This window comes from Reyranella humidisoli (assembly GCF_019039055.1).
GTDB classification, from domain to species: Bacteria; Pseudomonadota; Alphaproteobacteria; order Reyranellales; family Reyranellaceae; genus Reyranella; species Reyranella humidisoli.
In genome coordinates this window covers 521,759-534,421 of sequence record NZ_JAHOPB010000001.1, presented here as the reverse complement: position 1 = coordinate 534,421, position 12,663 = coordinate 521,759, and the positions used below count along the sequence as shown (strand labels likewise).

Sequence of the window (12,663 nt, the reverse complement as noted above, 5' to 3'; positions counted from 1 at the left end):
GACCCTAGGGCGATTGCAGCAGCTTCGAAAGTCCCTTGGAGAGCTTGATGCTGTCGACGGCGCCCGGCTTCGCAAGTGCACCATGCGTGGCTTTCGCCGGCTCCTGGAGCGCGAGGCCTTCGGCCATCGAGATGGCGCAGGCGACGCCGTCGAGCAGAGGCGCATCGACCATCGGCTTCAGCTTCGCGGCGAGGCCCGCGAGGCCCGCGCCGCCTAGGATCACGACGTCGGCGCCATCCTCTCGAACGCAGGCGGAGCAGCCTTTTGCTAGCAATTCCATGGCGGCTTTGGGGTTACGTGCGATGTCGGCACCGGTCGGCGCGACGGTGCGCACCGAGGCCAGCCGAGACGTCAGGCCGTGGCTCGCCACGAATTCCTCGAGCATCGACTTCCAGCGCTCGCCACCGGTGACGATGGAGAAGCGATTGCCGATGGCGCAGGCTTGCAGGATCGACGCATCAGCCATGCCCACGACCGGGACCGGACTGACCTCCTTCAGTGCGGCGAGGCCGGGATCGCCAAAGCAGGCGAGGACCACCACATCCTTCGCTCCGCGATCGTTGGCATAGGCATCGAGCGCGGCGTGGCTCGCGATGGCGTAGGAGGCGCGCGAGGCGATGTAGCGGGGGCCGAACGAACCGGTGAGCGCGCGCAGGCGCGTGCCCTTCGAGGCAAAGCCCTTCGCGGTCCTGAGGACGAGATCGGTGATCGATTTCGTCGTGTTGGGATTGATCAGCAGGATGTTGGTCATGGTCACGTCCGCATGTTTTCCGCGAGGCGCGCGGCATCGTGATTCTCGCCGATCGACATCGAGCAGATGCGCGAGATGTGGGTGAGGGGCAGGCCGCTCTCCCTGGCCCATTCGTTGATCTGCGCCTGAGCGAGCCTCTGGTCCTTCTTCGACGTGCCCTTCTCGCTGATCGGCACGCCCGCATCGCGCAGGCACATCATCAGGTCGCCGGTCAGGATGAAGGAGTCGCGGCCGAGGAAGCGCAGCAGGTACTGGCCCGAGAAGCCGCCGAGGCGGGAGCCGCGTTTGGCGAAGACTTCCAGCAGGCCGATCTGGTCGTCGGCGGGCCAGGCGGCCAGGAACTTGCCGAAGCTGCCATGTTCGGCGGCGATATCGGTCACGAACTTCGCATTGTCGCGCACCGACCGGATGCTGGTGGGGTTGCGCACGATGCGCGTGTCCTGGGTCAGCTTCTCCCAGAACTCGGCCGGCTGGAACAGGAGCCGCTTGGGATTGAAGCCCAGGAAGGCTTCCTCGAAGCCCGGCCACTTCTTGTCGATGACGCTCCACACGAAGCCGGCACAGAAGACGCGGCGCGCCATCTCCGCCAGCACGCGGTCGTCGCTGAGCTTCGCCAAAGCCTTGTTGTCGCGCTTCTTCGGCATCAGCGACGCCAGCGCCTTCTCGCCGCCCTTGCGCCGGGCGGCGCGCGCCTGGATCGACTTGAAGGAGACGCGTGCCACGTTCTCTACTCGAGCCAGCCGTCGAAGAAGTCGAACACCGTCGCCTTGAACATCGGATGGCCGATGCAGGAGAAGTGATCGCAGCCCGGCAGCGTGACGGCCTTGGCGCCGGGGATGGCCTCCGCGAGTCCCTGCGGCGGCCCCGCGAGCTGGTCGCGGGCGCCGGCGACGACCGCGGTCGGGCGGCGGATCGCCATCAGCGAGTCGCGGGTAAGCGGCACGCGGGCGCCGCGCGAACAGGCGGCCAACGCCAGCCGGTCTTCCTTCTGTTCATCGGCAAAGTGCCGGAAGCTTTTCAGCATCGGGTCGGCGATCTCGTCGGGGCTGGCGGCTTCCATGGCCTCGGCCATGGCCCCTTCCGCGCGCGGCGGGTCGAACATTCTGGCGCCGACGCCGGCCACCACGAGATGATCGATGCGGCCAGGATCGACCAGGGCCGCCGTCAGTGCGATGTGCGCGCCCATCGAAAAGCCCAGCACATGCGCGCGCTCGACGCCGGCATGGTCCATCAATGCTAATACATCGCGGGCCATCGCCTCGCGGTCGTACTGGGCGGGATCGTGCGGCTTGGCGCTCTCACCATGGCCGCGATTGTCGAGCGCGAAGCCGCGCAAGCCCTTGGCGGCGATGGCGTCGTACCAGCCCATACGCTTCCAGTTCTCGTAGCGGTTCGCGGAGAAGCCATGCACCAGCACGATCGCCTTGCGGCCATCGGCGGGACCGAATTCATCGTAGGCGAGGTCGAGCCCGTCGGACGTGAAATGAGCCATGACTTTCCCTAACAAGCGCCATGAATTGCGACAAGGTTGATCGTATTGCCCAAGTGTCGGACAACCGCGGGCAACGAAGGGGAAACGCATGACGGAACATGGCGGCAAGATCGGCAAGACGGTCCAGGATTCCCTGCCCTACTGGCCCGAGACGCCGAAGCGCCCGAAGGGTGCGCCGAACATCCTCGTCATCCTGTTCGACGATGTCGGTTTCTCCGATTTCGGCTGCTACGGGTCGCCGATCGAGACGCCTGCCATCGACGCCCTGTCCAAGCGCGGCCTGCGCTATACCGGCTTCCACACGACGGCCATGTGCTCGACCACGCGCGCGGCACTCCTGACCGGTCGCAACCATCATTCGGTCGGCGTCGGCTGCCTCGCCAACTTCGATTCGGGCTATCCAGGCTATCGCGGCAAGATCAGCCGCGAGGCGGGTACCATCGCCGAGATGCTGCGTCCGCACGGCTATCGCAACTACATGCTGGGCAAGTGGCACGTGACGCCACTTACCGAGTCCGGTGCGACCGGCCCGTTCGACGGCTGGCCGCTGGGCCGCGGCTTCGACCGCTATTACGGCTTCATGGACGCCGAGACCGACCAGTACGCGCCGGAACTCGTGCGCGACAACACGCCGGTCGATCCGCCGGGCACCTTCGCCACCGGCTATCACCTGACGTCGGACCTGGTCGACCAGGCGATCCGCTATCTCGCCGACCATGTCGCCGACAATGCGGAGACGCCGTGGCTCACCTGGCTGGCCTTCGGCGCCTGCCACGCGCCGCACCAGGCGCCGTTCAACCTGATCTCCAAGTACGATTCAGTCTTCGCCGAGGGCTGGGACGCCGAGCGCGAGCGTCGCCTCGCCCGCCAGATCGAGATGGGCATCGTGCCCAAGGGCACGCAGCTCCCGCCGCGCAACGATTCCGTTCGGGCGTGGGCGGAGGTCGCGGAACCGGAGCGCCGCATGTTCACGCGGCTGCAGGCCGCCTACGCCGCCATGCTCGACCATGCCGACCAGCATATCGGCCGCCTGATGGCCTTCCTCGAAAGCGCCGGCCAGCTCGACGACACCTTGGTCATCGTGATGTCCGACAACGGCGCCAGCCAGGAAGGCGGCCCATTCGGCATGATCAACGCCATGGGTCCCTACAATCTGCGCCGCGAATCGCTGGACGAGAAGATCGCGCGCATCGAGGACATTGGCGGGCCCGACACGCACTCCAACTTCCCGTGGGGCTGGGCGATGGCGGCCAACACGCCGCTGCGTCGCTACAAGCAGAACACCCACGGCGGCGGCATCCGCGATCCGCTGGTCATGGCCTGGGACAAGGGGATCGCCGCGCGCGGCGAGCTGCGTCACCAGTTCTGCCACGCCAGCGATCTCGTGCCGACGCTGCTCGACGTGGTCGGCATCAAGCCGCCGAAGGTGATCAACGGCGTGAAGCAGATGCCACTCGAAGGCACCAGCTTCGCCAAGAGCCTCAAGAACAAGAAGGCCAGGTCGAAGGCCAAGGCGCAGTATTTCGAGATGTTCGGTCATCGCGGCCTGGTGCAGGACGGCTGGAAGGCGGTCTCGTTCCATCCGCCGGGCGGCGACTTCACCAAGGACAAGTGGGAACTCTACCACCTCGATCAGGACTTCAACGAAACCAACGACCTCGCCGAGAAGGAGCCGGAACGGCTGAAGGCGATGATCGACGAATGGTGGCGGCAGGCCGAGGCGAGCAAGGTGCTGCCGCTCGACGACCGCTTCGCGCCGCGCTTCGCCGACAATGCCAAGCGCTTCCACGGTCCGCGCAACCGCTTCGTGTTCCACGCCGGCATGGGCCATGTGCCGACCGACGTGGCGCCCGACGTGCGAAACCGGACCTACACAATCGAGGCCGACGCCCATGTCGACGGGCCGATGACCGAGGGCGTGCTGATCGCGCATGGCGATATGACGACCGGCTACTCGCTCTACATGAAGGACGGCAAGCTCGCCTACGACATGAACATCGGCGGCGAGCATCACCTGATCGTCTCCGATCGTCCGGTGCCGGCGGGCAACCGCAAGCTCGGCGTCCGCATGCGCCGGAACCAGGGCCGCAACATCGCCACCCTGCTGATCGACGGCGAGCCGGCCGGCAGCTTCGATACCCAGAACGGCTTCGTGAGCTTCATCTCCTGGTCGGGCCTCGACATCGGCCGCGACCGATCGAGCCCGGTCTCGCACTACGAGGCGCCGTTCGCCTTCACCGGCAAGCTGCACAAGGTCACCGTGCTGATGGACGACGACCAGGTTCTCGACGCCGAGAAGGCGGCGGCGGCGGCGCTGGCGCGCGAGTGAGCGACACCCGCCAGGGGAGGGGCATCGACAGCGCTTATGCCTGGCGGCTGGCGCTGGTCTCGATGGCCTGCGTGGCGCTGGGCGGCGGTGGCATCTACCTGCCCATGGTCGGCCTCAAGGAGATGGCGGCCGACTTCGGCGACCAGCGCGCCGTGCCGTCCTTCGCCTACATGGTGGGCTTCTTCGGCATGGGCGTGGGCGGCGTCTTCATGGGCTGGCTGGCGGATCGCACCAGCCCAAGGGTGCCGCTGCTGATCGCCGGCATCTCGATCGCGCTCGGCGGCTGGGTCGCCTCGCGCGGCGGGGAGTTCGCGCTCTACGCGGGCTACGCGATGCTGCTGGGCTTCTTCGGTAATGCCGGCACTTTCACGCCGGCGATGAACAACGTGCAGGGCTGGTTCGAGAAGCGGCGCAACATGGCCGTCGCGCTCATCTCGATCGGGCCCGCGGTGGCCGGTTCGGTCTGGCCGCAGGTCTATCGCCTGCTGCTGCCGGAGATCGGCTGGCGCGACACGCTGCTCGTCTATGGCCTCGTGTCGGGTGCGCTGCTGCTGCTGGGCGCTCTTTATGTCCGCGCGGCGCCGACACTGCGAGGACCCGGCGGGCGGCGGCGCGAGGAGAAGGTGCACCTGCCGCTGCCCTCCTCGACGATCATGCTGCTGCTGTCGGCGGCCGGCTTCTGCTGCTGCGCGGCGATGGCGATCCCCTTCGTGCACATGGTCGCCTTCTGCGGCGACCTGGGCTATCCCGCCGCGCGCGGCACCGAAGCGGTGTCGCTGGTGCTGGTGTCGGCCATCGTCGCCACCTTCGCCATGGCGCGCCTCGCCCAGCGCATCGGACCGCTGCCGGTCAGCCTGCTCTGCTCGGTGATCCAGATCGGCTCGCTGGTCGGCTTCCTCTACGTGCGCGACATCAACGGCATCTATGCGCTGTCGCTGCTGCACGGCATACCGTTCATCGCCATCGTGCAGGGCTACGCGCTGAACCTGCGCTTCCTCTATGGCCCGACGATCGCCGGCTGGCGCCTGGGCATCGTCATGCTGTTCGCCATGGCCGGCATGGCCGCCGGCGGCTGGCTGGGCGGCTTCATCTTCGACGCCACGCTCTCCTATATGTCCGCGTTCAAGTCGGCGCTGGCCTTCAACCTGCTCAACCTGATGCTGCTGGGCATCCTCTACATGGCCCAGCGCCGCCGCCCCATGGTCAGTCTGCCTTGATGCCCGACTGGGCGATCACCTTGCTCCAGCGCTGATCCTCGCTCCTGAGGAACGCGGCGAACCGGGCGGCATCCATGGCGTGGGGAATCGCACCGGCTGCGAGGAACTTCTTCTGGATCTCGGGCATGCCGACCACCTTCACCACGGCATCCGACAGGCGTTTCACCTTATCGGCCGGTGTCTGCGCCGGCAGCAGGACCGCCAGCCAGGCGCTGGCCTCGAGGCCGGGAAAGCCCTGCTCGGCGATGGTCGGCGTATCGGGAAAGAACGACAGTCGCTCGAGGGTGCTGACGGCGATCAGGCGCAACCGGCCCGCGTCGATATGAGGTTTGGTGACGGTGACGGTATCCAGGGCGACCTGCACCGTGCCGGCGACCAGGTCGTTCATGGCCGGCGGGCTGCCCTGATAGGGCACGTGAAGAATCCGGATCCCGGCCTTGGCCTTCAGCTCCTCCATGGCGACGTGGCTCAACGTGCCGTTGCCCGACGAGGGATGGCTGAGCTTGTCCGGGTTGGCCTTCGCGTAGGCGATGAGTTCCGGCAGCGTCTTCACCGGCAGCGACGGGTGCACCACCAGCACCAGCGGCAGATCGCAGACGCGCGCCACCGGCTCGAAACTCGTGAGGCTCTGGTAGGCGACGTTCTTGTAGAGGTGCGGATTGATCGCCAGCGCGGCCAGCGGCGACAGGACGAAGGTGCTGCCGTCGGGCACTGCACGGGCGACCAGGCCGAGCGCGATGCTGCCGCCCTGGCCGGGCTTGTTGTCGACGATCACGGTCTCGCCCAGCTCGGCCTTCAGGGCCTCGGCGAGCAGGCGGGCAATGATGTCGGTGGCCTGTCCGGCCGGGAAGCCGACGACCATCTTCGCAACCTTGTCGCCCTGCGCATGGGCTGCGGGTGCGCCGAGGGCGGCGAGTGAAAGTGCGCCGAACGTGCGTCGTAACATGTCGATCCTCCCTAGATGACCTTGCGCGCCCGGAGCGCCGCGATCTCCGTCGCGGACAGGCCCAGGCCGCCATAGACTTCTTCATTGTGCTGGCCCATCGCCGGGCCGGCGTGTCGCACGGCGCCGGGCGTCTCGGAGAAGCGGGGCACCACGCCCTGCATGCGGACCGATCCCAGCTCGCCGTCGGGCACCCGCACGATCGCCTCGCGCGCGGCGAATTGCGGATCGGCGAAGACGTCGGCGATGTCGTAGATCGGCGAGAAGCCCACCTCGTGGCGGGTGAAGGTTTCGCGCAGTTCGGCCAGGGTCAGCTTGCCGATGGCGGCGCCGACGATCTCGTCCAGCTCGAGATAATTCTTCACGCGCGCCGGGTTGAGCGCGAAGCGCGGATCCTCCAGCAGGTGCTTCAGGTCGAGCGCCGCGCAGAGGCGCACGAAGATGCTCTGCGTCGAGGCCGCGATCGAGGCCCACTTGTCGTCGGCGGTGCGATAGACGTTGCCGGGTGCGGCGTACTGGCTGCGATTACCCGACCGCGTGCGCACGGCGCCGAGCTGGTCGTATTCGATCGCGAGGAATTCCAGCGTGCGCATCATCGCCTCGGTCGCCGAGCAGTCGATCTCCTGTCCCCGCCGCTCGGGGTTGCGTGCGAGGTCGTGCAGGGCCGCGAGGATGCCCAGCGCGCCGAAGAGGCCGGCGACGGCATCGGAGATCGGATAGCCGAGATGAAGCGGCCGTCCACCCTCCTCGCCGCAGATCTGCGTGAAACCGCTCATCGCCTCGAAGATGCGCGCGAAGCCCGGACGACCGGCATAGGGCCCATCCTGGCCGAAGCCGGTGACCCTCAGGATCGTGAGACGGGGATTGAGACCCTGCAGCCAGGCGCGGGTGATGCCCCAGCCGTCGAGGGTGCCCGGCCGGAAATTCTCGACCAGCACGTCGGCATCGGCCACCAGCCTGGCGAACAGGTCGCGGCCCTCGGGCAGGCGCAGGTCGAGGGTGACGCCCTTCTTGTTGCGGTTGGTGACCTTCCACCACAACGGCACGCCGTCCTTGTGAGGCGCCAGCGCGCGCAGCGAATCGCCCACGCCCGGCATCTCGACCTTCACGATCTCCGCGCCATAGTCGCCCAGCAAGCCGGCGGCGAAGGGCCCCGCCACGACGGTCGAGATGTCGACGATGCGCAGGCCCTTCAGGGGGCCGGCAGGCTGTCGTTCGTTGTTCTTCATGCGGCGCTTCCTCGATGTGCAGATGCAGGAATGACCGCACGCATGCGGAACGGTCAAGCCAGCCCGCTCGGTTTGCGGGACATGGATGGCAGACAGGGGCCGATGAAGGCTGGCACACTGGACGCCGGAGGCATTGCATGAGCAACGAACTTTGGCGTCTCACCGCGGTCGAGGCCGTTTCGCGTCTCAGAACGAAGGAGATCACCCCGCTCGACCTGGTCGAGGCGTCGGCCCGGCGCATGGAAGAGGTCGAGCCGGCGGTGAACGCCATGCCGACGCTCTGCCTCGATCGTGCGCGCGACCATGCGAAGAAGATCATGGCGGGCCAGGCCAACGAGGCCGAAGGCGAGGCGGGCTGGCTGGCCGGCCTGCCGGTTTCGATCAAGGACCTGACCGACGTGGGCGGCGTGCGCACGACCTACGGCTCGCCGATCTTCGCCAACCATGTGCCGGAGAAGTCGCATCCGCTGGTCGAGCGCATCGAGCGCAAGGGCGGCATTGTCATGGGCAAGTCGAACACGCCGGAGTTCGGCGCGGGCGGCAGCACCTTCAACGAGGTCTTCGGCCGCACGCGCAACCCCTGGAACACCTCGCTGACCTGCGGCGGCTCGACCGGCGGGGGTTCGGTCTCGGTCGCCACCGGCGAGGTCTGGCTGGCGCACGGTTCGGATCATGGCGGCTCGCTGCGGCGGCCCGGCACCTATTGTTCGACCGTGGGCCTGCGACCCTCGGCCGGTCGCGTCACGCGCGGCACCTCGAACAATCTCTATTCACCGCAATCGGTGCAGGGCCCGATGGCCCGCAACGTCGCCGACCTGGCGCTTTTCCTCGACACCATGTCGGGCTTCTGCCCGCAGGACGCCATGACCTTCGACGCACCCGCCGTCTCGTTCAGCGCGGCCGTGGCCAATCCGGTTCTGCCGAAGCGCGTTGCCTTCACCATCGACTTCGGCGGCCGGTTCGAGGTGGACCGCGAGATCCGCGAGATCTGCACGAAGATGGCGCAGCGCTTCGAGGAGCTGGGCTGCATCGTCGAGGAAGTGTCGCCGGACTTCGGGCCGGTCGACGAGGTCTTCATGGCGATGCGCAGCCAGCAGTTCGTCGTCGATCGCGAGCTGCAGATCCAGCAGCATCGCGACAAGTTCAAGCCCGACATCATCTGGAACACCGAACTGGGCCTCAAGCAGACGACCAGCCAGCTCGCCTGGGCCGAACGGGAACGAGCGGCGCTGTACCGCCGGATGTTCACCTTCTTCCAGACCTACGACCTGCTGGTGACTCCGGGGGCGCCGACGGCGGCCTTCGACGTGAACCTGCGCGCGCCCGCCACCATCGCCGGCAAGAAGCTCGACAACTACATGTCGGGCTCGACGCTGAACTCGGCCATCACGGTGACCGGCAGCCCCGCGATCGCCGTGCCCTGCGGCTTCGATAGTTTCGGCCGGCCGGTGGGCCTGCAGCTCGTGGGCAAGCCGCGCGGCGAGGCGGCGCTGCTCCAGGCCGCCGCCCTTTACGAGAAATTGGTCGGCTTCGATCAACTCCTCCCCATCGACCCCAGGCCGGGAACCGTGCCACCATCTTCCCTATAAAAGGGGGAGGAAACGATGCGGGTCGTCATTACCGGCGCGAGCCGTGGCATAGGACGTGCGACCGCGCTGAAACTGGCGGCGGACGGCGCGGAGGCGATGACCCTCTGCGACATCGCCTATCTCGACGAGCTGGAGACGCTGGCCGCCAACCTGCGCACCTCGGGCTGCAAGGTCCGCACGCTCAAGGCCGACATGGCCAAGCCGGCGGAGCCCGCCAAGGTGATCGCTGCGGCCGTGAAATTCATGGGCGGCATCGACGCGCTGGTCGGCAATGCCGGAATCACCGCGCCCTCCAAGCTAGTCGACCTCGACCTCGCGACCTGGAACCGCGTGTTCGACATCAACCTGCGGGCCAACTGGCTGCTGGCCAAGGCGGCGCACCCGCATCTCAAGCGCTCCAGGGGCGCGATCGTGATGCTGGCTTCGATGGCCGGCGTCGTGCCGCAGCTTCCGACCGGCGCCTACAGCCCGACCAAGGCGGCGCTGATCATGCTCACCGAGATGATGGCGCAGGAATGGGCGCCCGACGGCATCCGCGCCAACGCCGTCTGTCCCGGCTTCGTCCACACCTCGATGACCGACGCGATATACTCCAAGCCCGCGCTGGCGCGCGGCCGCGCGAAGCTGGTGCCGCTCGGCCGGGTCGCCAAGCCCAGCGACATCGCCGACGCCATCGCCTTCCTGCTGGGACCGCAGGCGAGCTACATCACCGGGCAATCGCTGCTGGTCGATGGCGGCCTCGTCCATTCGGTCCTCAACCATGTGCCGGGAGTCGCCGCGACACCGAAGTCGAAGTAGAGGGCGACCGACATTGACAGTGGAAGCGGCAACCTTCTTGCTAGGCCTGCAGCAGAGTGGGCCGCATATGGCGCCGCGCTTCCGTTAGACCCCGAGCTCCCCCGACGAGGACCGCCATGGGCATGTTGAGCGACGAGGAACATGGCGGGCTCCTGCCGGCCCGTCTGGCCGGCAAGGCGACACCTGTGCCGACGCAGGTCATTTCCAGCGACGAGTTCCTGCCGGTGCCGCAGACCGAGCAGCAGAAGAAGGTCGAAGCGCGCATGAATGCGCTCGGCGACGAGTTCGGCAAGAAGAACGGTCTGTCGCGCCGCCGCTTCTTCCAGACCGCCGCCGGCATGGCGACGGCCTTCGTCGCGATGAACGAGATCTATGGTCCGCTCTATGGCGCGGCGCCCGCCGAGGCGAAGAGCGTCGATCTCGCCCAGGCACGCGCCGATGGCTTGAAGGACCAGTTCGTGATGGACGTGCACACGCACTTCCTGCGCGACGATACGCGGCTCGGAGGCTTCGTGCGCGCTCGCGAGGCGGTCGGCAAGGCCGGCTGGAATCCCGGCCTCGTCGGCAAGCCGCAGACTCTCGACGACCTGAAGTATCCGAACTGGTTCAAGGAGATCTATCTCGACAGCGACACCAAGGTGGCGCTGCTCAGCGGCTCGGCCTCGGAGGATCCGCGCGACTGGTTCCTCACCAACGAGATGAAGGCCGAGGCGCGTGAGAAGGTGAACAAGGCGGCCGGCTCCAAGCGCTGCCTGTCGCACGCCATCTTCACGCCGGGCTACGACGGCTGGATGGACGAGGTGGACAAGTGCATCGCGACGCTGAAACCCGATTCCTGGAAGGGTTACACGGTCGGCGACAACACCAACAAGGACCTGGCGCGTCATCCCTGGCGTATGGACGACGAGAAGCTGGTCTATCCCTTCTACGAGAAGATCGTGAAGGCGGGCTACGATATCGTCTGCGTCCACAAGGGGCTCTATCCGCCGTCGGTGTCGCAGCGCTGGCCGCATCTCACGCCGTACGCGACGGTCGACGATGTCGGCAAGGCCGCGAAGGACTGGCCGCAGATCCGCTTCGTCGTCTACCACTCGGCCTTCCGCTGGACCGGTGCGCCGGGCGCCTCGGCCGGTGGTTACGAGCAGTTCGAGAAGACTGGTCGCGTCGACTGGACCTCGGACCTCGCGGAGATTCCCGGGAAATATGGCGTCAGCAACGTCTACGCCGACCTCGGCCAGATCTTCGCGCAGACGACCGTGACCGAGCCGCGCCTGTGCGCCGCCCTGATGGGCATGCTGATCAAGGGCATGGGCGCGGACCATGTCGTGTGGGGCACCGACGCCGTATGGACCGGCGCACCGCAATGGCAGATCGAGGCGCTGCCGCCTGGAGATTCCCGAGGACATGCAGAGGAAGTTCGGCTTCGCCCCGCTCGGCAGCGCGGACGGTCCGGTGAAGCGCGCGATCTTCGGCGAGAATTCGGCGAAGATGTACAAGTACGACATCAAGAAAGCCGCCTGGCGCGACGACCGCTTCGCCGCGATCAAGTCGGACTATGAACGCGCCGGCCGCGAGCCGTCGAACCTGCGTTACGGGTTCGTGGTGCCGGGCTGACCTGCCGCGCCGGATCGACCCGCATGGAATCCTCGACGAAGACGGCGCGTGAGCTCTACGAGGCACTGAGGGCCGATCCGCGCCGCCGTCGCTTCGGATTCGGGCGCAAGCCGGCGCTGGTCAACGTCGATCTCCAGAATGCCTATACGCGGCCGGCCGAATTCGCGACGGCCTACGAGACCGATCCGCGCCAGATCGAGCATGTGAACAAGCTGGCGATTCTGTTGCGCGCGCAGGGTTGTCCAGTGATCTGGACCTATGTCGCCTATCTCGGGTCGGGCGAGGATTGCGGTGTCTGGGGGACGCGCGCCGACATGTCGGCTTCACTGAAGAGCATCAAGGCCGATAGCCGGCAGGCCCAGCTCGACGATCGCTGCGATATCGACCGCGACCGCGATATCGTGATGAACAAGCGCATGGCCTCGGCCTTCTTCGAGACCAACCTGGGATCGCTGTTCACCTTCCACAAGGTCGATACCGTGATCGTCACCGGCGGCTCCACGTCGGGCTGCGTGCGCGCCACCGTGGTCGATAGCCTCTCGCGCGGTTTTCGCACGATCGTTCCGGAGGAATGCGTCGCCGACAAGCACGAGAGCCCGCACTTCGCCAACCTCTACGACATGGCCGCCAAATATGCCGATGTCCTGCCGGTCGCCGAGGTGGTTGATTTTCTGGAGAGCTATAAGCCGCTTTAGAATCGA

At 66.9% G+C, this 12,663-nt stretch carries 11 protein-coding genes; 6 read left to right on the top strand and 5 right to left on the bottom strand.

Annotated elements, in window-relative coordinates; genetic code table 11:
- Positions 1-4 precede the first annotated feature (4 nt).
- The 3 genes from KQ910_RS02610 to KQ910_RS02600 are packed head-to-tail and all read right to left on the bottom strand — an operon-like array spanning position 5 to position 2,243.
- The gene (locus KQ910_RS02610; protein WP_216956891.1) at positions 5-751 is read right to left on the bottom strand and encodes an aspartate/glutamate racemase family protein; all 747 of its coding nucleotides are present in this window, start codon (positions 749-751) and stop codon (positions 5-7) included.
- A 2-nt stretch (positions 752-753) separates the two neighbouring features.
- Positions 754-1,473 carry a DNA-3-methyladenine glycosylase I gene (locus tag KQ910_RS02605; RefSeq protein ID WP_369408274.1) on the bottom strand — a complete coding sequence of 240 codons (720 nt, stop codon included), beginning with the start codon at positions 1,471-1,473 and terminating at the stop codon, positions 754-756.
- Positions 1,474-1,478: 5 nt separating this feature from the next.
- Complete coding sequence (locus KQ910_RS02600) at positions 1,479-2,243, bottom strand: alpha/beta fold hydrolase (protein ID WP_216956889.1); 765 nt, start codon at positions 2,241-2,243, stop codon at positions 1,479-1,481.
- Positions 2,244-2,331: 88 nt separating this feature from the next.
- Here KQ910_RS02600 and KQ910_RS02595 point away from each other — a divergent pair, with 88 nt between their 5' ends.
- Both KQ910_RS02595 and KQ910_RS02590 read left to right on the top strand, forming a co-directional pair.
- Positions 2,332-4,572, top strand: coding sequence for an arylsulfatase (locus KQ910_RS02595; RefSeq protein WP_216956887.1), 2,241 nt, complete (start codon positions 2,332-2,334; stop codon positions 4,570-4,572).
- Positions 4,569-5,789: an MFS transporter gene (locus KQ910_RS02590; protein ID WP_216956885.1), complete on the top strand. Its 1,221-nt coding sequence runs from the start codon at positions 4,569-4,571 to the stop codon at positions 5,787-5,789. The genes KQ910_RS02595 and KQ910_RS02590 overlap by 4 nt, the downstream gene beginning before the upstream one ends.
- Here KQ910_RS02590 and KQ910_RS02585 read toward each other — a convergent pair.
- Together KQ910_RS02585 and KQ910_RS02580 are read right to left on the bottom strand one after the other, a co-directional pair.
- Positions 5,776-6,735 carry a Bug family tripartite tricarboxylate transporter substrate binding protein gene (locus KQ910_RS02585; RefSeq protein WP_216956883.1) on the bottom strand — a complete coding sequence of 320 codons (960 nt, stop codon included), beginning with the start codon at positions 6,733-6,735 and terminating at the stop codon, positions 5,776-5,778. The genes KQ910_RS02590 and KQ910_RS02585 overlap by 14 nt on opposite strands.
- 11 nt (positions 6,736-6,746) lie before the next feature.
- Positions 6,747-7,961, bottom strand: coding sequence for a CaiB/BaiF CoA transferase family protein (locus KQ910_RS02580; RefSeq protein ID WP_216956881.1), 1,215 nt, complete (start codon positions 7,959-7,961; stop codon positions 6,747-6,749).
- 137 nt (positions 7,962-8,098) lie between these two features.
- Between KQ910_RS02580 and KQ910_RS02575 the strand changes: the two genes are divergently transcribed.
- The 4 genes from KQ910_RS02575 to KQ910_RS02560 all read left to right on the top strand — a co-directional run bounded on the left by KQ910_RS02575 (position 8,099) and on the right by KQ910_RS02560 (position 12,657).
- Positions 8,099-9,550 (top strand): amidase, encoded by a 1,452-nt coding sequence (locus KQ910_RS02575; RefSeq protein ID WP_216956879.1) that lies wholly within the window; start codon positions 8,099-8,101, stop codon positions 9,548-9,550.
- 15 nt (positions 9,551-9,565) lie between these two features.
- On the top strand, positions 9,566-10,348 hold the full coding sequence (locus KQ910_RS02570) for an SDR family NAD(P)-dependent oxidoreductase (protein WP_216956877.1): 783 nt from the start codon (positions 9,566-9,568) through the stop codon (positions 10,346-10,348).
- 116 nt (positions 10,349-10,464) lie between these two features.
- Positions 10,465-11,907, top strand: coding sequence for an amidohydrolase family protein (locus tag KQ910_RS02565; protein WP_229600298.1), 1,443 nt, complete (start codon positions 10,465-10,467; stop codon positions 11,905-11,907).
- Between the two features lie 78 nt (positions 11,908-11,985).
- The gene (locus KQ910_RS02560) at positions 11,986-12,657 is read left to right on the top strand and encodes an isochorismatase family protein (protein ID WP_216956875.1); all 672 of its coding nucleotides are present in this window, start codon (positions 11,986-11,988) and stop codon (positions 12,655-12,657) included.
- Positions 12,658-12,663: the final 6 nt, after the last annotated feature.

Coding starts and splice junctions, on each gene's coding strand:
- KQ910_RS02610 (WP_216956891.1), bottom strand. CDS start 751: ATGACCAACATCCTGCTGATCAATCCCAACACGACGAAATCGATCACC.
- KQ910_RS02600 (WP_216956889.1), bottom strand. CDS start 2,243: ATGGCTCATTTCACGTCCGACGGGCTCGACCTCGCCTACGATGAATTC.
- KQ910_RS02595 (WP_216956887.1), top strand. CDS start 2,332: ATGACGGAACATGGCGGCAAGATCGGCAAGACGGTCCAGGATTCCCTG.
- KQ910_RS02585 (WP_216956883.1), bottom strand. CDS start 6,735: ATGTTACGACGCACGTTCGGCGCACTTTCACTCGCCGCCCTCGGCGCA.
- KQ910_RS02580 (WP_216956881.1), bottom strand. CDS start 7,961: ATGAAGAACAACGAACGACAGCCTGCCGGCCCCCTGAAGGGCCTGCGC.
- KQ910_RS02575 (WP_216956879.1), top strand. CDS start 8,099: ATGAGCAACGAACTTTGGCGTCTCACCGCGGTCGAGGCCGTTTCGCGT.
- KQ910_RS02570 (WP_216956877.1), top strand. CDS start 9,566: ATGCGGGTCGTCATTACCGGCGCGAGCCGTGGCATAGGACGTGCGACC.
- KQ910_RS02565 (WP_229600298.1), top strand. CDS start 10,465: ATGGGCATGTTGAGCGACGAGGAACATGGCGGGCTCCTGCCGGCCCGT.
- KQ910_RS02560 (WP_216956875.1), top strand. CDS start 11,986: ATGGAATCCTCGACGAAGACGGCGCGTGAGCTCTACGAGGCACTGAGG.